Annotated in this window: 18 protein-coding genes; 3 read left to right on the forward strand and 15 right to left on the reverse strand. The window is 70.0% G+C overall.

Annotated features, from left to right (window positions below; all coding sequences use genetic code 11):
* Positions 1–68 precede the first annotated feature (68 nt).
* From RUMESO_RS16960 to RUMESO_RS17010, 11 genes are all read right to left on the reverse strand, one after another.
* The gene (locus RUMESO_RS16960) at positions 69–434 is read right to left on the reverse strand and encodes a hypothetical protein (protein WP_037281749.1); all 366 of its coding nucleotides are present in this window, start codon (positions 432–434) and stop codon (positions 69–71) included.
* Between the two features lie 199 nt (positions 435–633).
* A complete protein-coding gene (locus RUMESO_RS16965; protein WP_037281751.1) occupies positions 634–1,854 on the reverse strand; it encodes a hypothetical protein in 1,221 nt (406 codons plus the stop codon).
* 70 nt (positions 1,855–1,924) lie between these two features.
* The gene (gene purF, locus RUMESO_RS16970; protein ID WP_037281753.1) at positions 1,925–3,397 is read right to left on the reverse strand and encodes an amidophosphoribosyltransferase; all 1,473 of its coding nucleotides are present in this window, start codon (positions 3,395–3,397) and stop codon (positions 1,925–1,927) included.
* Positions 3,398–3,504: 107 nt separating this feature from the next.
* On the reverse strand, positions 3,505–4,101 hold the full coding sequence (locus RUMESO_RS16975) for a CvpA family protein (RefSeq protein WP_037281755.1): 597 nt from the start codon (positions 4,099–4,101) through the stop codon (positions 3,505–3,507).
* A gap of 15 nt (positions 4,102–4,116) precedes the next feature.
* The gene (radA, locus tag RUMESO_RS16980) at positions 4,117–5,472 is read right to left on the reverse strand and encodes a DNA repair protein RadA (protein WP_037281801.1); all 1,356 of its coding nucleotides are present in this window, start codon (positions 5,470–5,472) and stop codon (positions 4,117–4,119) included.
* Positions 5,473–5,535: 63 nt separating this feature from the next.
* Entirely contained in the window at positions 5,536–6,336 is an 801-nt protein-coding gene (locus RUMESO_RS16985; RefSeq protein ID WP_211262908.1) for a DNA repair protein, read from the reverse strand.
* A gap of 158 nt (positions 6,337–6,494) precedes the next feature.
* Entirely contained in the window at positions 6,495–7,235 is a 741-nt protein-coding gene (locus RUMESO_RS16990; protein ID WP_037281756.1) for an ABC transporter ATP-binding protein, read from the reverse strand.
* Positions 7,232–8,014 carry an MlaE family ABC transporter permease gene (locus RUMESO_RS16995; protein WP_037281757.1) on the reverse strand — a complete coding sequence of 261 codons (783 nt, stop codon included), beginning with the start codon at positions 8,012–8,014 and terminating at the stop codon, positions 7,232–7,234. The genes RUMESO_RS16990 and RUMESO_RS16995 overlap by 4 nt, the downstream gene beginning before the upstream one ends.
* Positions 8,011–9,045: an alanine racemase gene (alr, locus tag RUMESO_RS17000; RefSeq protein WP_037281758.1), complete on the reverse strand. Its 1,035-nt coding sequence runs from the start codon at positions 9,043–9,045 to the stop codon at positions 8,011–8,013. The genes RUMESO_RS16995 and alr overlap by 4 nt, the downstream gene beginning before the upstream one ends.
* 132 nt (positions 9,046–9,177) lie before the next feature.
* Entirely contained in the window at positions 9,178–9,387 is a 210-nt protein-coding gene (locus RUMESO_RS17005; protein WP_037281760.1) for a hypothetical protein, read from the reverse strand.
* A 92-nt stretch (positions 9,388–9,479) separates the two neighbouring features.
* Entirely contained in the window at positions 9,480–10,970 is a 1,491-nt protein-coding gene (locus tag RUMESO_RS17010; protein ID WP_037281762.1) for a replicative DNA helicase, read from the reverse strand.
* A 406-nt stretch (positions 10,971–11,376) separates the two neighbouring features.
* Between RUMESO_RS17010 and RUMESO_RS17015 the strand changes: the two genes are divergently transcribed.
* Complete coding sequence (locus tag RUMESO_RS17015) at positions 11,377–12,696, forward strand: glycosyltransferase family 61 protein (RefSeq protein ID WP_169791192.1); 1,320 nt, start codon at positions 11,377–11,379, stop codon at positions 12,694–12,696.
* Between the two features lie 16 nt (positions 12,697–12,712).
* Here RUMESO_RS17015 and RUMESO_RS17020 read toward each other — a convergent pair whose 3' ends face one another.
* From RUMESO_RS17020 to RUMESO_RS17035, 4 genes are all read right to left on the reverse strand, one after another.
* On the reverse strand, positions 12,713–13,381 hold the full coding sequence (locus tag RUMESO_RS17020; RefSeq protein WP_037281764.1) for an orotate phosphoribosyltransferase: 669 nt from the start codon (positions 13,379–13,381) through the stop codon (positions 12,713–12,715).
* A gap of 161 nt (positions 13,382–13,542) precedes the next feature.
* The gene (gene pyrC, locus RUMESO_RS17025; protein WP_051521418.1) at positions 13,543–14,649 is read right to left on the reverse strand and encodes a dihydroorotase; all 1,107 of its coding nucleotides are present in this window, start codon (positions 14,647–14,649) and stop codon (positions 13,543–13,545) included.
* 57 nt (positions 14,650–14,706) lie between these two features.
* Positions 14,707–15,645, reverse strand: a complete 939-nt coding sequence (locus RUMESO_RS17030) for a hypothetical protein (RefSeq protein ID WP_037281765.1) — start codon at positions 15,643–15,645, stop codon at positions 14,707–14,709.
* 115 nt (positions 15,646–15,760) lie between these two features.
* On the reverse strand, positions 15,761–16,990 hold the full coding sequence (locus RUMESO_RS17035; RefSeq protein WP_037281766.1) for an acyl-CoA dehydrogenase: 1,230 nt from the start codon (positions 16,988–16,990) through the stop codon (positions 15,761–15,763).
* A gap of 194 nt (positions 16,991–17,184) precedes the next feature.
* Here RUMESO_RS17035 and RUMESO_RS17040 point away from each other — a divergent pair, with 194 nt between their 5' ends.
* Positions 17,185–17,634: a peptidase S1 gene (locus tag RUMESO_RS17040; RefSeq protein ID WP_037281767.1), complete on the forward strand. Its 450-nt coding sequence runs from the start codon at positions 17,185–17,187 to the stop codon at positions 17,632–17,634.
* 206 nt (positions 17,635–17,840) lie between these two features.
* Positions 17,841–18,739, forward strand: an 899-nt coding sequence (locus tag RUMESO_RS25300) for a hypothetical protein (RefSeq protein ID WP_211262909.1), incomplete at its 3' end; no start/stop codon positions are given.

Raw genomic sequence — 18,739 nt, forward strand, 5'->3', positions numbered from 1 at the left:
GGTCTTCCTGTCGCGGGCCTTCGGGTGGCGGCCTTCTGCCCGGTCGCGAGACGAGCCGCAAGCGGGCGTCAGCTCGGCATGGTCAGGACGATCTCGCGGCCATCCTTCTGGAGCCGGAGGCCCTCCTGGCCGATCGCCGTGACGCGGCCGCCGTCCACCGACTCTCCCGCGGCTACCTTGACCACCGAGCCGGATGGCAGGCGGAGGAGGGCGGAGCTGCCGTCCGGGCCATGGAAGAGGCCGATCAGCGCCGTTCGATCCAGGGGGATCGCCTCGGGAAGGGTCGCGTCGGCCTGCACCGCGCTCGGGACGGCGCCATGGTCCTCCATGCCGAGGTCGGTCGGGCGCTCGTGCGGGCGAAGCGGCTCGGGCACGAGGTCGTCCGGGCGGGCGTGAGGGCGGAAGGGCTCGGGAAGGTCCCAGGTATCGGCCATGCTCGGGTCTGCCTCTGTTGGGCACGGTCTGGTGCCGCGCGTCCAGCGGGGGCAGATGGCACGGTCGGGTCCCGAGCGGAAATGAAGCGTCCGTGAGCGGCGCGAGTGCGCGAGGCCTTGCCCGTCGGCGGTCGCGGGAAGGCGGAAACCTGCCTGTCGGGGCCAGGCGGATGCTGGCGGCGCGACGAGCCTTCGACGATCAGCGCGGCTCGAGCGCGGCCTCGCCGATCATCACCTCGGCTCCGGTGCTGAAGGCGAGCTGCCGTTCGTCGGGTGAACCGTCGGCCGGGTGGAGGATCACGGTGCCGTCGCGGACCTCGTAGGAGCCACCCGGAGGCGTGGCGGAGCTCGCTGCCGCGAAGCTGCCGGTCACGTTGCCGTCCAGGTCGGCAAAGTTGCCGAAGGCGGCCTGACCACCCTCGCTCTCGTAATGTCCGTCCGGGAAGAGCGAGATCGATGTCGAGGAGCTGAAACCGCCTTCCAGACCGGAGCCGGGAACGAAGCCCGAGTGGAAGAAGGTTGAGACGGTGCCGTCGAGGGACGTGCCGTCGGGGAGCGGCTCGACGCGGGCAAGCGTGCGGCTACCGTCGCTGAGGCCGTCGCTGAGGCCGTCGCTGGTGGCGGCGAGGGTCTCGAGGCGGCCGTCGGCGAAGCTGAGGGAAAGGGTGGGGCCGTCCTCGCGGTAGGTCCCCCAGTCGGGGTCGGCCGAATCGGTGAGCGCGGTGGCATCGAGCTCGCCGAGGCCGCTGGGTGGGGTGCCGTCGTAGAAATGGCCGTCCGGCCAGAAGACGAGGGTGCGGTAGTCCATCTCCGTGTGGACCTGCCCGTCCAGACCGAAGGTCGGTGCCATGGTCCAACCCCACCAGAGGCCGGAGAGGGAGCCCGGCTGGGCCCTGGGGAGGAGTGGCGCGGCACCCTCGGAGACATATCGGAAGGCGTCGACGACCGGGGCGACATCACGTTGGTAGAAGGCGAGGCTTCGGGCGGCCTCGGCCTGATCGTAGGCTCCGCCCTGGAAGCCGAGGAGTTGGAAGCGGTCGCCGACCTGCAGGGCCATGGCGGCAAGGAGGCCGCCGTTCGCGGCGACGCCCATGACGGCGGTGGGACGGGAGGCGGTCGGGTCGAGGCCGGCTGGCTGGACGATCTGGGCACCTGAGCGAGAGGAGGGGTTGAGGAGCGTCAGGCCATCTCGGGCAAGGAAGTCCTCCAGCGTCCCCTCAGCAGGCGCGCTGGGGCCGAGGTAAAGGTAGCAGAAGCCGCAGCGGTCGTCGTGGAAGAGGACGACCTGCACGGACCTCTCGCGATTGCCGAGGGACCACGATGCGGGCAGGTCGAAGATGACGTTGCCGTGCTGGCGCGGCTCGGCCACGGCAGGGGTGGCCAGGGCGAGTGCGAGGAGGACCAGGAAAAGCACGCGCATGAAAGGGCTCCGTCGAAATGACGGGCGACGATATGCACGGGTGGCCGGAAAGCGGGGAGTGGGGAGTTCCCTACTCCGCCGCCGTCTTCATCTCGAAGCCCTGCTCCAGCATATCGGCTGGGGCCACGGGGTATTCGCCCGAGAAGCAGGCGTCGCAGAAGCGGGGCGCGTGTGGGTCGCGGCCCTTGGCCTCGCCGACGGCGCGGTAGAGGCCATCGAGCGAGATGAATCGGAGGGAGTCGACGCCGAGGTGCTGGCGCATCTCCTCCTCGGACATCGTGGCGGCGAGGAGCTTCTCGCGGTTGGGCGTATCGACGCCGTAGAAGCAGGGCCACGCGGTCGGCGGGGAGGCGATGCGGAAGTGGACCTCGCGGGCGCCGGCGTCGAGAACCATCTCCTTGATCTTGCGCGAGGTCGTGCCGCGCACCACCGAGTCGTCCACCAGGATCACCCGCTTGCCCCGGATCAGCGCGCGGTTGACGTTGAGCTTGAGCCGGACGCCCATGTTGCGGATCTGGTCGGTCGGCTCGATGAAGGTGCGGCCGACATACTGGTTGCGGATGATTCCCATGCCGAAGGGGATGCCCGATTCGCGCGCGTAGCCGATGGCGGCGGGCGTGCCCGAATCGGGGACCGGGCAGACGAGGTCGGCTTCGACCGGCGTCTCGCGGGCGAGCTCGCGGCCGATGGCTTCGCGCGTCTCATAGACGGAGCGGCCGGCGATCAGGCTGTCGGGGCGCGAGAAGTAGACGTGCTCGAAGATGCAGAAGCGCGGCTTGCGGGGGCGGAAGGGGAAGAAGCTCTCAACTCCGGCCTCGGCGGAGATGACGACCATCTCGCCGGGCTCGATCTCGCGCAGAAACTCGGCGCCAACGATGTCGAGGGCGCAGGTCTCGCTCGCCAGCACCCAGCCCGCGCCGAGCTTGCCTAGGACGAGGGGACGGATGCCCAGGGGGTCGCGGACGCCGACGAGCTTGGTCCGCGTCATGGCGACGATGGAGAAGGCGCCCTCGACCTTGCGGAGCGCGTCTTCCATGCGGTCCACCAGGGTCCGGCCCATGGAGCGGGCCATCAGGTGGATGATGCATTCCGTGTCCGAGGAGGACTGGAAGATGGACCCGCGCTCGATCAGCTCGCGACGCAGCGCGACGGCGTTGGTCAGGTTGCCGTTGTGGGCGATGGCCGCGCCGCCGATGGCGAACTCGCCGAAGAAGGGCTGGACGTTGCGGATGACCGCCGGGCCCTTGTCGCCCGAGGTCGAGTAGCGGACATGGCCCACGCCGATGGCGCCGGGGAGCGTGTCGATCACCTCGCGCGAGGTGAAGTTGTCGCGGACGTAGCCCATGCGGCGGGCCTGGTGGAAGCCACCCTCGGGGTTGTAGGTGACGATGCCGCCAGCCTCCTGGCCCCGGTGCTGGAGCGCGTGAAGGCCCAAGGCCACGAAGCTCGCGGCATCCGCCACGCCGATGACGCCGAAGACGCCGCACTCCTCCCTCAGCTTGTCGTCGTCGAAGGGATGGGCGTAGTGGACCTTGTCGGTCATGTGTCCGGCTCCGTGGGGACGGCGGGGGCGCGCGGCGCCCTCTTAGACCCGAAGCGCCGGGGTGTCACGGCCCTCGCGACGTGGCCCGCACGGGGACGTGACCGGGCTCAGCCCGCGTCGGTCGGCGCGGCGGCCTCGGGCGTGGCGTCCGGGGCGCCGCAGGTGCCGACGAGCTGCTCGTATTGCTGCGTGACCCAGCCGAGCGCGGCCTCCGGGTCCTGCTCGGCGATGCGGTCGGTCAGGCGGGCGAAGACGGCGGCGGCGCGGCTGTTCTCGACCTGGGGAATGTCCTGCCCGGCGAGCACCGTCTGGTAGACGAAGAAGGCCACGGCGACGAGGAGGACGCCCCGGAGCACGCCGAAGAGGAAGCCCAGGCCCTGGTCGAGGCCACCCAGCGCCGAGCGCTGCACCACGCCCGAGAAGAGCGGCGTGAAGATCGAGAAGACCACGAGGGCCACGGCGAAGACGGCGGCGAAGGAGGCGATGATGCTGAGTTCGCAGCTATCGCCGATGTAGTCGCCCAGCATGGGGATCTGCTGCACCAGCGGCTGCGCCTGGTCGGCGAAGATGAAGGCCAGGATCGTGGCCCCGATCCATCCGGCGATGGCCAGGACCTCGCGCACGAAGCCCCGGCTGTAGGCCAGGAGCGCCGACACGACGATCACGACCGCGACGATGCCGTCGATGATGGTGAAGCCTTGCATGATCCCTCGTTCTTGTCAGTCCTGGCCCATCTGGTCGGCCACGGCGGTCGCCAGATCGGGCTTTTCGCGCAAGGCGAGGCCCGAGCCGGCCGCGCGCTTGGGCAGGACGGGCAGGATCGCCGTCGAGAAACCAAGTTTTTGCGCCTCCTTCAACCGGTTTTCGGTCTGGGCGACGGAGCGGAGCGCTCCGCTGAGGCTGATTTCCCCGAAGACCACGGTCTGCGGGTCGAGCGGGCGCTGGCTCTGGGCGGAGACGAGGGCCATGGCGACGGCTAGGTCGGCGGCGGGCTCGGTGATCCTCAGGCCGCCGGCGACGTTCAGGTACACGTCGGTGCCGGCGAAGCTCAGGCCGGCGCGGGCGTCGAGGACGGCGAGGATCATGGCGAGGCGTCCGCCGTCCCAGCCGACGACCGACCGGCGGGTCTGGCCCGGGGCGGCGGGGGCGACGAGGGCCTGGATCTCGCAGAGGATCGGGCGCGTCCCCTCGATCCCCGCGAAGACCACCGAACCCGGGACGGGGGTGCCCCGGTCGGCGAGGAAGAGCGCCGAGGGATTCTTGACCTCGATCAGGCCCTTGTTGGTCATCTCGAAGACGCCGATCTCGTCCGCCGGGCCGAATCGGTTCTTGACCGCGCGCAGGATGCGGAACTGGTGGCCTCGGTCGCCCTCGAAGTAGAGGACGGTGTCCACCATGTGCTCGATCACGCGGGGGCCGGCGATGGCGCCCTCCTTGGTGACGTGGCCGACCATGACCACGGCGATGCCGCGCCGCTTGGCGAAGGCGGTGAGCTCGTGCGCGGCGGCGCGGACCTGGGAGACGGAGCCAGGGGCGGATTCGACCGTGTCGAGCCACATCGTCTGGATCGAGTCGATGATCGCGAGCTGGGGCTGCTCGGCCTCCAGGGTCGCGAGGATATCGCGCAGGCTGGTGTGGGCGGCGAGCTTGACGGGGCTCTCGGTCAGGCCGAGCCGCTGGGCGCGCATCTGGACCTGGCCGGCGGATTCCTCGCCCGTCACGTAGACGACCTTGAGGCCGTTGCGGGCGAAGCGTGCTGCCGCTTGCAGGAGGAGGGTGGACTTGCCGATGCCGGGGTCGCCGCCCACGAGGATGGCGGAGGCGGCGACGAGGCCGCCGCCGAGGACGCGGTCGAGCTCGGCCACGCCGGCCTCGGTGCGGGGCGGCGGCGGCTCGGCGGTGGCGAGGTCGGTGAGGGTCAGGGTCGCGCCGCGCTTGGGCGCCTTGCCGGGGCCAGTCGAGAGGGAGACGTCCTCGACGATCGTGTTCCAGGCACCGCAGGCGTCGCAGCGGCCGGACCACTTGGATTGCGAGGCCCCGCAGGCCGTGCAGGTGAAGATCTGTTCGCGTCCCATGTTCCCGATTTGGACCATGGGACGCGATTGCGCAAGGAGTCGGGGATCAGGCCCTGGCTGGCGTCATTCCGCCGCGTGACGCTCGCCCATCGGGACGATGTTGTCGGGGCGCGTGACGCTCGGGCCGTGATGGACGGCCTCGGGTTCCCTCGTGCCTTCGAGGCTGTAGCCGAGGGCGGGCAGGGCGGCCTGGAGCTGCTCGTCGAGCTGCTGGAGCTGGCTCGCCACCATGGCCTCGTCGAGCTCCACCTGGCTGTTCCAGCGCATGATCTCGCGGCAGACCTTGAGCGCCTCGCCGATGCGGGCCTGCTGCTCCTCGGCCTCGGCCTGCCGCTGGGTGAGGAAGTCGCGGGCGCGGGCGACCCGCTGCTCGTTGTAGACTTCGGCCAGGCGATGGGACTGCTGGGACATCTGGGCGGCGAGGGTCAGGATGTCGGCTTCGAGGAGCTTCAGGTCGGGGTGCTGGCGCAGGTAGTCGATCCGCTCGCGCACCTGGTCGAACTCGGACGACAGGGTGAAGACGCCCTTGCGGTCCGCGACATGCGCGGTGTGGTAGGCCTCGGCCACGTCCTGCATCGAAAGCTTGAAATCCCGGTGGCTCTTTTCCAGCGCGAGGACGCGGACCGAGGAGGGAAAGAACCCGGCGATCATTGCAAGAAGGGCAGTGAGGCCGATCTGCGCGATCATGCCCGCATTCGGGGAAACGGCATCGCCGAAGCCGGCCTGGAGCGTGAGCCAAGGCAGGACGCCGAGCGCCGAAAGCGCTGTCGCGACCACCATCGCCAGGGCGGCGAGGCCTAGCACGTAAAGTGAGACGACGTGCAGGATCCGCACGGTTTGCTGCATGGTGGCGCTCAACGTCATCGAGGCCCTCCTCATATCCGATGTGCAAAATTCCGCCCAAGCGCGGTATTGGAAAAGCAATGATTTGACATTCGGGAAAGTTCCCGAGCTTGGACCCATGATAACACTGTTTCGGACTTAAGGCCGATGATTCTCGTGTGGCGGCGGTGAGGTTTACGTTACCTCAACGGCGCGATCGGCCCTTCGGCGCGGCCGTGGATGAACTGCTCCACATAGGGGTCGCCGGAACGGTCGAGGTCGTCCGCCGGGCCGATCCAGCGAAGGAGCCCGTCGTGGAGGAGGCCCACGCGGTCGGCCACCGTGCGGACGGTGGTCATGTCGTGGGTGATGGTGATGGCGGTGGCGCCCAGATGGGTCACGGCTTCGCGGATCAGCTTGTTGATGACGCCGGCCATGATCGGGTCGAGGCCGGCGGTGGGCTCGTCGAAGAAGATCACCTGAGGATCGGCGGCGATGGCGCGGGCGAGGGCGGCGCGCTTCTGCATCCCGCCCGAGAGCTCGGCCGGGTAGAGGTCGGCGGTGCGGGCGGGGAGGCCCACGCGGGCGAGGGTCTCGATGGCGCGGGTCCTGGCCTCGGCGCGGGGCACCCGGTCCTTGAGGTGACGAAAGGCCACGTTCTGCCAGACGGGGAGCGAGTCGAAGAGCGCGCCGCCCTGGAAGAGCATCCCGAAGCGGCTGAGGAAGGCGTCACGGGGGATGTGGGTCACGTCCTGCCCGTCGAGGCGGATCGTGCCGGCGTCGGGCTCGATGAGGCCCAAGACGCACTTGAGCAGCACCGACTTGCCAGTGCCGGAGCCACCGATGACCACGAGGCTTTCCCCGGTGGCGACATCGAGGTCGATGCCGGCGAGGACCCGGTTCGCGCCGAAGGACTTGGCCAGGCCACGCAGCTCGATCATCGGGAGAAGAAGGCCTCGGTCAGGGCCATGTTGGCAGCGAGGATGGCGACAGCGGCGGCGACGACGGCGGACTTGGTCGCCCGGCCCACGCCCATCGCGCCCCGGCCGGAGTTGAGGCCGAACCAGCAGCCCATCAGCGCCGAGAGGACGCCGAAGGCGGCGCCCTTGGTGAGGGAGGACACGATGTCCAACGGCTCTAGGAAGTTGATGGTGTTGCGGAGGTAAGGCGTCGAGACGAAGCCCAGCGTCTGCGTCGAGACGAACCAGCCCCCAAGGATGCCGATCACGTCACCGACCGCGACGAGCAGAGGCACCGAGACCGTCGCCGCGAGGAGGCGGGGCAGGACGAGATACTTCATCGGGTCGGTCGAGAGCGTCACCAGCGCGTCGATCTGCTCGGTCACCTTCATGGTCGCGATCTCGGCCGCGATGGAGGAGGTGACGCGGGCGGCGATCATCAGGCCGACGAGGACCGGGCCGAGCTCCCTCACCATGCCGATGGCGACGATCTGGGGGACGACCTCTTCCGCTCCGAAGCGGTTGCCGCCGGCGTAGATCTGGAGCGCGAGGGCGCCGCCGGTGAAGATGGCGGTCAGGCCGACGACGGGGAGTGAGAGCCAGCCGATCTGGAGGAGCGAGAGGGCGATCTCGCGCCCGTGGAAGGGCGGACGGAGGGCGTGGCTTAGCGCGTGGACGGTGAAGGCGGCGAAGCGGCCGAGCGCGGCGAGGAGCCCGAGGATCCGAGCGCCGAGGCGCGCGAGCGCCGAGACGGCAATCATTCGACGTGGCTGCGGGCGTAACGCGGTCCGAGCGAGGTCAGGACCTCGTAGCCGATGGTGCCGGCGGCCTGGGCAAGCTGGTCCACCGTCTGCTGCGGCCCGAGGAGGGTGAGGGCCTGCGGGTCCTCGGCAAGGTCGGTCACGTCGGCGATGATGAGGTCCATCGAGACGCGGCCCACGGCGGGGATGGGGGTGTCACCGTGCCAGAGGGTCAGCTTGTGGCTGGCGCTGCGGAGGATGCCGTCGGCGTAGCCGGCCGAGACGGTGGCGAGGCGCGAGGGGCGAGTGGCCTGCCAGGTGTTGCCGTAGCCGGCGACCTCGCCGGGCTGGAGGTCGCGGAACTGGATCACGGGGAGGTCGAGCCGCACAACGGGGCGGGCGTGCTCGAAGGGGAGGCCGCCGAAGAGGCCGACGCCGGGGCGCACGAGGTCGAAGTGGTAGTCCGGCCCGAGGAGGATGCCACCCGTCGCGGCCAGCGACCGGGGCACGTTCAGCCCGTCCGTCATCTGCCGGAAGAGGTCGAGCTGGTAGGCGTTCATCGGGTGGTCGGCCTCGTCAGCGCAGGCGAGATGGCTCATCAGCAGGACGGGGGCTTGGGCCAGCGCGATCTCGGCGACGGCGGCCCATTCGGACCACTCCATCCCGAGGCGGTTCATGCCGGTGTCGAGTTGGATGCCGAAGGGCTGGCCCGGCAGCGACTCGAGGTGCCGCATGAGTTGGTCCACCGAGTTCAGCATGGGCGTCAGGCTGGCCTCGCCGATGGCGCGGGCGTCGCCGTCCATGTGGCCGGAGAGGACGTTGATCTGGGGACCGGGACCGAGGGCGCGGCGGAGGGCCTGACCCTCCTCGGCGTAGGCAACGAAGAACGTGCGGGCGCCGGCGTTGGCGAGGGCGCGCGCGACCGGGGCGATGCCCAGGCCGTAGGCGTCGGCCTTGACGACCGGGGCGGAGTCGACGCGGGCGAGCGCGGAGAGCGCCTGCCAGTTGGCGACGATGGCGGAAAGGTCGATGGAGAGACGTCCGGTGGCCATGCGGGGCGTCATGGCAGGAGCGAAGCGGCGCGGCAAGAGGGGTGAGGCGCGCCCGGACGACCGTCCAGTGGACGGTTTTCAGCGCCGCACCCCCTTCCGCGAGGACGGGCAGTGCCGGGAGCCGCTTGGCGCTCAGTCCTTCACGTCCTCCGCGTCGGTGACGCCGTCCGAATCCTCGTGCCCTTCGCCGGCGTTCAGCGACACCGCGTCGCGCGCGAAGTGGGCCGCCGAGGCGCCCGTGCCGATGTCGGGGAGTCCCTTCATCGCCGTCTCGGACGGTACGTCGGCGTTGACGACGTTGCGGCCCTTGGTGCGCGGGGGCGTGGTCGGGCGGTCGGTCACGGGCGCGGCTCCTGATGGGGGGTGCCGGGCACAACCATCGAGCGGCGCCGTCGTTCCGTCACGAGGATAGGGCCGTCGGAGCCGCGTCCGGCCTAGCGGTCGTCCCCTTGCCAAGCCTTTGCGAGGTTGCCGAACCGGGTGAACCTGCCCTCGAAGCTGAGCTCCACGGTGCCGATGGGGCCGTGGCGCTGCTTGCCGATGATGACCTCGGCCTTGCCGTGGAGGCGCTCCATCTCCTCCTGCCACTTGGCCATCTTGTCGAGCTCGTGCTCGCCGGGCTTCTCGCGCTCCTTGTAGTACTCCTCGCGGAACACGAACATCACGACGTCGGCGTCCTGCTCGATCGAGCCCGATTCGCGAAGGTCGGAGAGCTGGGGGCGCTTGTCCTCCCGGTTCTCGACTTGGCGGGAGAGCTGGGAGAGCGCGATGACGGGGATGTCGAGCTCCTTGGCGATGGCCTTGAGGCCTTGCGTGATCTCGGAGACCTCGTTGACGCGGCTGTCCTTGGCGGTCGCGGGGCGGACGAGCTGGAGGTAGTCCACCATCAGCACGTCGAGGCCGTGGGTCCGCTTGAGGCGGCGGGCGCGGGCGGCGAGCTGGTTGATCGGGATGGCGGCCGTGTCGTCGATGAAGAGGGGGCAGGCCTCGAGATCCTTGGCGGCCTCCACGAAGCGGCGGAACTCGCCCTCGGTCATGTCGCCGCGGCGGATCTGTTCGCTCGGCACTTCCGAGGCTTCGGAAAGGACGCGGGCGGCGAGCTGCTCGGCGCTCATCTCCAGGGAGAAGAAGCCGACGACGCCGCCGTTCACGGTTCCTTCGGTGCCGTCGGGCTTGCGGCCGCGACGGTAGGCCTTGGCGATGTTGAAGGCGATGTTCGTGGCGAGCGAGGTTTTCCCCATGGAGGGGCGGCCGGCGAGGATCAGGAGGTCGGAGGGGTGCAACCCGCCGAGCTTCTTGTCCATGTCGATCAGGCCCGTCGAGATGCCGGAAAGCTGGCCGTCCCGCTGGTAGGCGGCATTGGCGCTCTGCACGGCGTCGGTGACGGCGCGGAGGAAGGACTGGAAGCCGCTCTCGGACTTGCCCTGCTCGGCCATCTTGTAGAGCGCCGATTCGGCCTCGATGATCTGCTCGGAGGGCGGGCTGTCCACGTCCACCTGCGCGGCCTTGTCGGAGATGTTGCGGCCGAGCTGGATCAATTCGCGCCGGATGGCGAGGTCGTGGATGAGCTGGGCGTAGTCCTTGGCCGCGAAGGCGGAGATCGCGGCGCCGGCGAGCTTCACGAGATAAGCGGGGCCGCCGAGCTCCTGCAGCCCCTCGTCGCCTTCGAGGAAGGCCTTGAGGGTCACGGGCGAGGCCAGCGCGTTCTTGAGGATGCGCGAGCGGGCGACCTCGTAGATGCGGGCGTGGACCTGGTCGTAGAAATGCTCGGGCCCGATGACGGCGGAGACGCGGTCGAAGATGTCGTTGTTCGTCAGGATGGCGCCGAGGATCTGCTGCTCCGCCTCGATGCTGTGGGGCATCGCCTCCTGGACGGGAGGCTCGGTGGGCAGAGGACGCGGCCGGAAGGGCGCGACTTCGGTCATGGGACTCGGGCCTCGTGTTCGCTTTCTGTTTTTCTAGAACCTACGCGGGCCGCGTCACGGGCACAAACGATGAATCCTGGGGATGGGGCTGTGGACAAGTCGGAGGGGTCTGTTGACAACAGGCGACACCGAGCCCGACGGCTTCGCTCGCCTAGCACCGATCAGTCGTCCAGGCCGATCCTGACCGCTGGACCGCTCGGGAAGCCAAGGGGAGCGGAGTCGACCGGACACCCGCTGGCGTAAGTTTAAGCCACGCGCCGTCGCCGGCTCGAGCTGCGCTTCGGGAGCGTCTGCCGACCGAGTCCGTTGGGCTGGACAGTTGGCGCCGGTCATGGAACCTGTCGCCGTCGCACGCCGGAGCCGGCCGGGGCGCAAGGCGCGGGAACAGCGCCGATTGGGAGCAGCAATGGGACTTATGCGGGACTACGTGCTCGAGCTCGGCGCCAGGGTTCTCTGGCCGAGGACGAGGACCGTTCTGACCGAGAAGTACCTCTCCGATCTCGATGCGGGTGACCTTTCGCTCCAGCCCGGCGCCAGCGACCGGGCGATCCTGCTCGATGACGGGACCTTCACGGGCAAGGACCCCTTCTGCAGGACCGAGCGCTCCCCCTATGTCGTCCAGCTCGCGGACTGCACGCTCTATCCGGCGCACACGATCCGCCTCGCGAGCAGGGGGCCTGAGGCGTCGCGAGGCGGATCGCCGGGCCGAAAGGCGGCGGATCGCTTCGTCCGAAAGCCCGGCAACCTGATCGTCACGCGCGACGGCGGGATCACCTGCGGGTCCCTCTCGCGCGATGGGACGCTGCCGCCCATCGTCCGGCCTGCTCCGGGGGCTGGGGCCTGGGAGGCGGACCTGCCCAAGGCGGTGGACCAGATCGACGAGCCGGTCGTGTTCATCGACCTCATCTGCGGCCAGTTCGGCCATGCCCTCGTGGATACGCCGTCCCGGCTGTGGTACCGGCTGGAGCCATCCCTCGAGCTGCTCCGCGGACTGCCGGTGGTCGGGTTCGGAACCCACGGGATCGGTCTCCACCTGGGGCGGCGGAAGCCGTCGGGTTGGCCGAGCTATCTGCGGCTCGTCCTCGCCGCCTTGGGAGTCGAGCCGGAGAAGGTCAGGGTCGTGACGGCGCCCACAAGGTGCCGGTCGGTATTCATTCCCAAGCGGCTCTCCCCCTACTGGGGGAAGTATGGCTATTCCCATCGCTATCTCGACGCCATGCAGGCGGCCGGGGATGCCCTTGCCAGGAGCAGCGAGGCGCGAACGACGCCGCGGCGCGTCTATCTCAGCCGGTCCAAGCTGGACAGGGCCTCCCGCAGGCTGATGGACGGCCAGGAGCTGCAGATCGAGGAAATCTTCCGCCAGCACGGCTTCGAGATCGTCCACCCCCAGATGCTGAGCCTGCCGGAGCAGATCCGGACGGTCCGCGACGCAGACCACGTCGCCGGGTGCGTGGGGTCGCAGATGCATCTGCTGGCGTTCGCCCGCTGCGAGGGCAAGCGCGTGCTGCGGATCGCCCCGAGCTTCTTCGACACGCCGATCGACCGGATCATGGTGGAGAGTGGCGGGGGGGAATACTCCGAGTTCGTGGTGGAGAGGGATGCGAAGGCCGGAACCAAGCCCAGCGAGACGCCATGGCGACTGACGGAGGAGGACCTGACGCGGCTGCGGCGCCAGGTGGGAGGCTGGGTGGACGGAGCGACGGGTCCGGCCATGGGGCCCGACTGAGGCGCCCTGGGGAAGGTCAGGCGGGGACCCAGCCCTCCGGGTCGCGGAGGTAGGCCTCGACGGCCGACAGCGTCTCGACGTCGAAGGCGGACCGGCGGCGGGCCTCGGCGAGGACGTCCCACCAGGTGCAGAGGGAATGGAGCGTCACGCCTTCGGCCGCAAGGCGCGAGTGCATCTCGGGGAAGATGCCGTAGGCAAAGATGACGGCGGTGTGCGCGCAGGTGGCTCCGGTGTCGCGGATCGCCTGGACGAAGGAGAGCTTGCTGCCGCCGTCGGTGGCGAGGTCCTCGACGAGGAGGACGCGGCTCCCCTCGGTCATGACGCCCTCGATCCGCGCATTGCGGCCGTAGCCCTTGGGCTTCTTGCGGACATAGGTCATGGGGAGCGCGAGGCGGTCCGCGACGAGGGCGGCGAAGGGGATGCCCGCCGTCTCGCCCCCGGCGATGTTGTCGAAGGCCTCGAGCCCGGCTTCGCGCATCACCGTCACGCAGAGGAAGTCCATCAGCGCCGCGCGGATGCGGGGGAAGGAGATCAGGCGGCGGCAGTCGATGTAGGTCGGCGCCTTGCGGCCCGAGGCATGCGTGAAGGGCTCGCGCGAGTTGAAGTGGACGGCCTGCACCTCCAGGAGCATCGAGGCGGAGAGACGGGCGATCTCCTCCTTGGCGGGGAAGCTGGTCGGGATCATGGCGGCTCCTTCGACGGGTTGCCGGGACATAACGGGGCGAGGGCGCGCGCGGAAGGCCCTGGCGGCTCGATAGGGTGCCGGGACGTCGCGGCCGAGCGACGGGGGCACCGGATCCGGCAGCCCGCCGCCTCGGGACGGGCAAGGCCGCCTGGTGCGCCGCTCTAGGCCGTGTCGGATGGGCGCTCGGCGGAAGGTGACGCCCCACCGGCGGACTGTCCGGCTTCCACATGCCAGTGGAGCGGGAAGCCGGGGTCGAAGACCGTCACGGTTCCCTCGCCGGTGTCGATGCTCGCGGGCGGAGCCCAGGGGTCGCCCTTGGCGAGGGTGATCCGCTCCTCGTTCGCGGGAAGGCCGTAGAAGGCGGGGCCATTGAGCGAGGCGAAGGATTCAAGGCGGTCGAGTGCCTCGGCGGCCTCGAAGACCTCGGCCAGGATGGGGAGGGTCACGGGGGCGGTGAAGCAGCCGGCGCAGCCGCAGGGCTGGAGCTTGGCCGTGTCGAGGTGGGGTGCCGAGTCGGTGCCGAGGAAGAACCGCTCATCGCCGGAGATGGCGGCTTGGACGAGGGCGATGCGGTGCGTCTCGCGCTTGGCGACGGGCAGGCAGTAGTAGTGCGGCCGGATGCCGCCAGCGAGGATCGCGTTGCGGTTGATGACGAGGTGGTGGGCGGTGATCGTGGCGCCGACGCCGCGAGGGTGGTCGCGCACGAAGTCCACGCCGTGCTGGGTGGTCACGTGCTCCAGCACGATGCGAAGGTCGGGGATGCGGCGGCGGAGCGGCTTGAGGACGCGGTCGATGAAGACGGCCTCGCGGTCGAAGATGTCGACCTCCGGGTCGGTGACCTCGCCATGGATGCAGAGCGGCATCCCGATCTCGGCCATGCGTTCGAGGACGGGGCGGACCCTCTCCAGATCGCGGACGCCGGACTGGGAGTTGGTGGTGGCGCCGGCCGGGTAGAGCTTTACGGCCAGGGCGGTGCCGTCGAGGAAGGCATGGGCCACGTCGTCGGGGTCGGTCGACTCGGTGAGGTAGAGCGTCATCAGCGGCTGGAAGCGCCCCCCGTCCGGCAGGGCCGCGAGGATGCGGTCACGGTAGGCGGCCGCCTGCGCCCCGGTGACGACGGGGGGCACGAGGTTGGGCATGACGATGGCGCGGGCGAAGTCGCGCGCGGTGTGCGGCAGGACGGCCTGCAGCATGGCGCCGTCGCGCAGGTGCAGGTGCCAGTCGTCGGGACGGCGCAGGATGAGGCGGGTCGTGGCGCGGTAGGGCATGGGCCCGGTGCTAGCGCGTTCGGAGCCCCGGGACCAGTGGGCGTGCGGGCGCGAGGGTCATCCGGCCGCGCGACGCGCCGGGGCGCCGCCCAGTTCCGCAAGCTTGCGGGCGTAGAGGGGGCGATCGACGGTCCCGAGGCCGAAGCGGCAGAGACGGAGCGCAAGGTCGTCGCGTCCCATGGTTTCGAGCCGCTTCAGGAGGTTCCTGAGGTAGGGCCCGTGGCGCCGCCTCCCGCGCCAGAGCCGGGCGAAGCCGCGGGCGTCGAGGCTGCCGTCCATCGCGAGGTCGAGCAGGCGGGGCGTGGCGTGGATGCCCTCCAGCATCGCGTCGACGCGCATGCCGGTCATGCGGCATCGCAGGAGCGTGACGTTCGGGCGATGGAAGAGGGCGGCGTGCATGGCGTCCGGGACGTGGAGGGGATCGTGCACGACCCAGACCTGCCGCGCCGCGTCGATCATGCCGGGAGCGAAGCCGTAGCGCGAGCTCCAGTCCAGTCGGCGCTGGCCGAGATGGCGGCGATCCCAGCCCGCGATGGCGGGGTCGAGCGTGGCATAGGGGCGCATGGCCATGACGCGCGCGCCGGGCGCGGCGACCGAGTAGGCAGCGGCGGCATAGCCCCCGGGCCCGGCGCCGGTGAAGAGGACGGCGCGGAAATCCTCGAAGAAGCCGTCGTCGGTGAGGCGGTCGAAGTGGCGCCAGACGGCGGGGTCGCGGTACCAGGTCTCCCCCCGGGACAGGACGGTGAGCACGGACCAGTTGTTGCGCGTCACCTGGTCCAGCGCGCGGGGCAAGCCGTTCGGGGCCCGGCGCGAGCCGGAGACGGTGTCGAAGCTGACCAGCAGGGATGGGCCGGATTCCACGAAGAGGGAAAGGTGGCGCTCTCCCAGACGCTCGAAGAAGCCGTGGTCGTCGCCCAGGGCGTCGAGGCGCGCGACCCATTCGCCCTCGGGCAGGTAGCCGAGGTCGAGGTCGAGGTCGGGCGTGCTGGTCGGCATGAAGGGACCTTGGCGATTCTGGGCTACCGTACATTCGCACGGCTTTGCGGCCAAAACAGCCGGATCGTTAGACAACCGTTTGTTTTCTTGGCGCTTTATTAGCGCCGAAGTGATATCATTGGAAGGCTTGCAGGCCGGTTTGTGCACGCCCGAGGATCAATGCGTGAACATCATGGGTCCCCTCGTAGGTGTTGACCGTCTCGAGGTTGATCATGTGCCGCATGACGGGGAAGGCATCGGAGATGCCGTTGCCGCCCAGCATGTCGCGGGAGGCGCGGGCTACGTCGAGCGCCTTGCCGCAGTTGTTGCGCTTCATCAGCGAGATGGCCTCGGGCGAGGCGGTGCCGGCTTCCATCATGCGCCCCAAGGCGAGCGCACCTTGAAGGCCGAGGGCGATCTCGGTCTGCATGTCGGCCAGCTTCCTCTGGAAGAGCTGGTTGGCGGCGAGCGGCTTGCCGAACTGCTTGCGGTCGAGACCGTACTGGCGGGCGGTGTGCCAGCAGGCCTCGGCCGCGCCCATCACGCCCCAGGAAATGCCGAAGCGCGCGCGGTTGAGGCAGCCGAAGGGGCCCTTGAGGCCTTCCACGCCGGGGAGGAGCGCGTCCTCCGGAACCTCCACGTCCTCCATGACGATCTGGCCCGTGACGGAGGCGCGCAGCGAGAGCTTGCCGCCGATCTTGGGCGCGGAAAGGCCGTTTGCGCCCTTGTCGAGGACGAAGCCCCTGATCTTGCCGCCGTGCGCCTCGGACTTGGCCCAGACGACGAAGACGTCGGCGAGGGGAGCGTTGCTGATCCAGGTCTTGGTGCCGTTGAGGAGGTAGCCGCCGGCGGTCCTCCGTGCGGTGGTGCGCATCCCGCCGGGGTCGGAGCCGGCGTCGGGCTCGGTCAGGCCGAAGCAGCCGATGAGCTCGCCCGAGGCGAGGCCGGGGAGGTAGCGGGCGCGGTGGGCGTCCGAGCCGTAGGCGTGGATCGGATACATCACCAGCGACGACTGCACCGACATCATGGAACGGTAGCCAGAGTCCACCCGCTCCACCTCGCGGGCGACAAGGCCGTAGGAGACATATCCCGCGCCGAGGCCGCCGTGCTCCTCGGGGATGGTGACGCCGAGGAGGCCGGCCTCGCCCATCTCGCGGAAGATCGAGGGGTCGGCGGTCTCCTCGTGGTAGGCCTCGCGGACGCGGGGGGCAAGACGCGATTCGGCGAACTGCCGCGCGGCGTCCCGGAGCATCCGCTCGTCCTCGGTGAGCTGGTCCTCGAGGCGGAGCGGGTCGGCCCAGTCGAAGGCGGAGAGGCCGGGGCCGTGGCCGGTTGAATCGGCGGTGATCCGGGTGGCCTCGTTCATGGTCGTCCTCCTTCGTGCGGCGCAGCAAGCGTAGGGCCTCGCGACGGTCGCCGCAATGGCGCGGGAGCGCCGCAAAATGGTCGGGTTTTCCTGACCAACATCACGAAATCGTTGACAGAAGGGGGGGTCGTGGAAAATGGATCGAGTGACCGACGACGGGAAGGAACGTCACGGCATTTCAAGGAGGCATTGACATGATGAAGCAATTTCTCGCTGCGGCCGCGATTGTCACGGGGATGGCCGCCCCCGCGCTCGCCTGCCCCGACTGGCAGGCCAACCCGTCCTTCGGGCAGATCGATCTCTACGCCGGCTTCATGCCCGACCCTTACGTGCGCAACATCACGGCGGGCGGGCGCTACGACCTGGCCGGCTGCTTCGGCAGCAACGGCTGGGGTGGCTCGGTCGCCTCGAAGCCGGACTTCGACCTCTACTGGTCGGGTTCCTCGGCGCAGATGACCATCGCCGTGAACTCGGGCTCCGACGTGGTGCTGTTGATCAACGCCCCGGACGGGCAGTGGTACTTCAGCGACGATCCGGCGGCGATCACCTTCTCGAACCCGCAGCAGGGCCTCTACGACATCTGGATCGGTGCCTACGGTGGCGGACGCGGCCTTCCGGGCCAGCTCGTCATCACGGAGCGCTGAGCCGGGCCCCTGGTGGGGCCGACCTTTGGGGGCGCGGGTCTATGGGCCCGCGCCTTTGCTTTTCGGGCTCCGCGCCTTCTGGTTATGGGCTTTGGTCCGGTTGTTATTGCCTAGCGCCGCCCTGGAAACCATGTCCCGGGCCATGCGTTGAAGCGGACCTGCGCCTGGCCCCGGTCGGGTGGCGTCCGCACCGGAGGAACGAATCCATGATCCCACGATCCATTCGCGCCAGCACGGCGCTCGTTGCGACGCTCTCGCTGTTCCTGCCCGAGTTGACCCAAGTCTCGGCGGCTTGGGCGCAGGGGGCGCCGCAGCAGGGCGACAGGATGCGGCTCTGCCTGGGAGAGGGCTCCATCGACCAGCGCCAGCCGCCCTGCCCACGGGGCGAGCCGCGGCGTGGCACAGTGCATGTGTTCCGGGACGGTCAATGGGTCCCCCGCCCGCGCGGCCAGCAGAACCGCGCGGAGGCCGAGGCCGAGGGCGAGGACGTCGCGCCGGACGAGTCGCAGGCCGAGGACCAGCAGGCGGCGGAAGCCGAGGCCCGGGCGCAAGCGGAGGCCGATGCCCAAGCCGAGGCGGATCGGCAGGCTCGCCGCGACGCCCGGCAGCGCGCGCAGGCGGAGGAGGAGGCCCAGGCGCGTGCCGAGGAGGAGGCCCGAGCGCAGGCCGAAGCCGATGCCCAGGTCGAGGCCGACCGGCAGGCTCGCCGCGATGCCCGGCAACGTGCCCGGGCCCAGGCCGATGCGGAAGCGCAGGCGCAGGCCGATGCGGAAGCGGAGGCGCAAGCACAGGCCGACCGCGAGGCCCGGCAACGTGCCCGCGCCGAAGCCCAGGCGGCGGAAGAAGCCCAAGCCGAGGCCGAGCGCCAGGCTCGCCGCGAGGCGCGCGCCCGGCAGGAGGCCGAAGCGCAGGCCCAGGCGGATGAGGAGGCGCGCGCCCAGGCCGAGGCTGAGGCCGAAGCGGCTCGACAGGCGCTTCGGGAAGAACGGCAGCGCCTTCGGGCGCAGGCCCGGGAGGCCGAGAACGAGAGCCAGGCCGCGCGTCGCGAGGCCCGCGCCCGGGCGCGGGCCCAGGCCGACGCCGAGGCCGCCGCCGCGCTGCAGGA

The sequence above is a fragment of the Rubellimicrobium mesophilum DSM 19309 genome, assembly GCF_000600335.2.
In the GTDB taxonomy this organism is placed as follows: Bacteria; Pseudomonadota; Alphaproteobacteria; order Rhodobacterales; family Rhodobacteraceae; genus Rubellimicrobium; species Rubellimicrobium mesophilum.

Coding starts and splice junctions, on each gene's coding strand:
- RUMESO_RS16960 (WP_037281749.1), bottom strand. CDS start 434: ATGGCCGATACCTGGGACCTTCCCGAGCCCTTCCGCCCTCACGCCCGC.
- RUMESO_RS16965 (WP_037281751.1), bottom strand. CDS start 1,854: ATGCGCGTGCTTTTCCTGGTCCTCCTCGCACTCGCCCTGGCCACCCCT.
- purF (WP_037281753.1), bottom strand. CDS start 3,397: ATGACCGACAAGGTCCACTACGCCCATCCCTTCGACGACGACAAGCTG.
- RUMESO_RS16975 (WP_037281755.1), bottom strand. CDS start 4,101: ATGCAAGGCTTCACCATCATCGACGGCATCGTCGCGGTCGTGATCGTC.
- radA (WP_037281801.1), bottom strand. CDS start 5,472: ATGGGACGCGAACAGATCTTCACCTGCACGGCCTGCGGGGCCTCGCAA.
- RUMESO_RS16985 (WP_211262908.1), bottom strand. CDS start 6,336: ATGACGTTGAGCGCCACCATGCAGCAAACCGTGCGGATCCTGCACGTC.
- RUMESO_RS16990 (WP_037281756.1), bottom strand. CDS start 7,235: ATGATCGAGCTGCGTGGCCTGGCCAAGTCCTTCGGCGCGAACCGGGTC.
- RUMESO_RS16995 (WP_037281757.1), bottom strand. CDS start 8,014: ATGATTGCCGTCTCGGCGCTCGCGCGCCTCGGCGCTCGGATCCTCGGG.
- alr (WP_037281758.1), bottom strand. CDS start 9,045: ATGGCCACCGGACGTCTCTCCATCGACCTTTCCGCCATCGTCGCCAAC.
- RUMESO_RS17010 (WP_037281762.1), bottom strand. CDS start 10,970: ATGACCGAAGTCGCGCCCTTCCGGCCGCGTCCTCTGCCCACCGAGCCT.
- RUMESO_RS17015 (WP_169791192.1), top strand. CDS start 11,377: ATGGGACTTATGCGGGACTACGTGCTCGAGCTCGGCGCCAGGGTTCTC.
- RUMESO_RS17020 (WP_037281764.1), bottom strand. CDS start 13,381: ATGATCCCGACCAGCTTCCCCGCCAAGGAGGAGATCGCCCGTCTCTCC.
- pyrC (WP_051521418.1), bottom strand. CDS start 14,649: ATGCCCTACCGCGCCACGACCCGCCTCATCCTGCGCCGTCCCGACGAC.
- RUMESO_RS17030 (WP_037281765.1), bottom strand. CDS start 15,645: ATGCCGACCAGCACGCCCGACCTCGACCTCGACCTCGGCTACCTGCCC.
- RUMESO_RS17035 (WP_037281766.1), bottom strand. CDS start 16,990: ATGAACGAGGCCACCCGGATCACCGCCGATTCAACCGGCCACGGCCCC.
- RUMESO_RS17040 (WP_037281767.1), top strand. CDS start 17,185: ATGATGAAGCAATTTCTCGCTGCGGCCGCGATTGTCACGGGGATGGCC.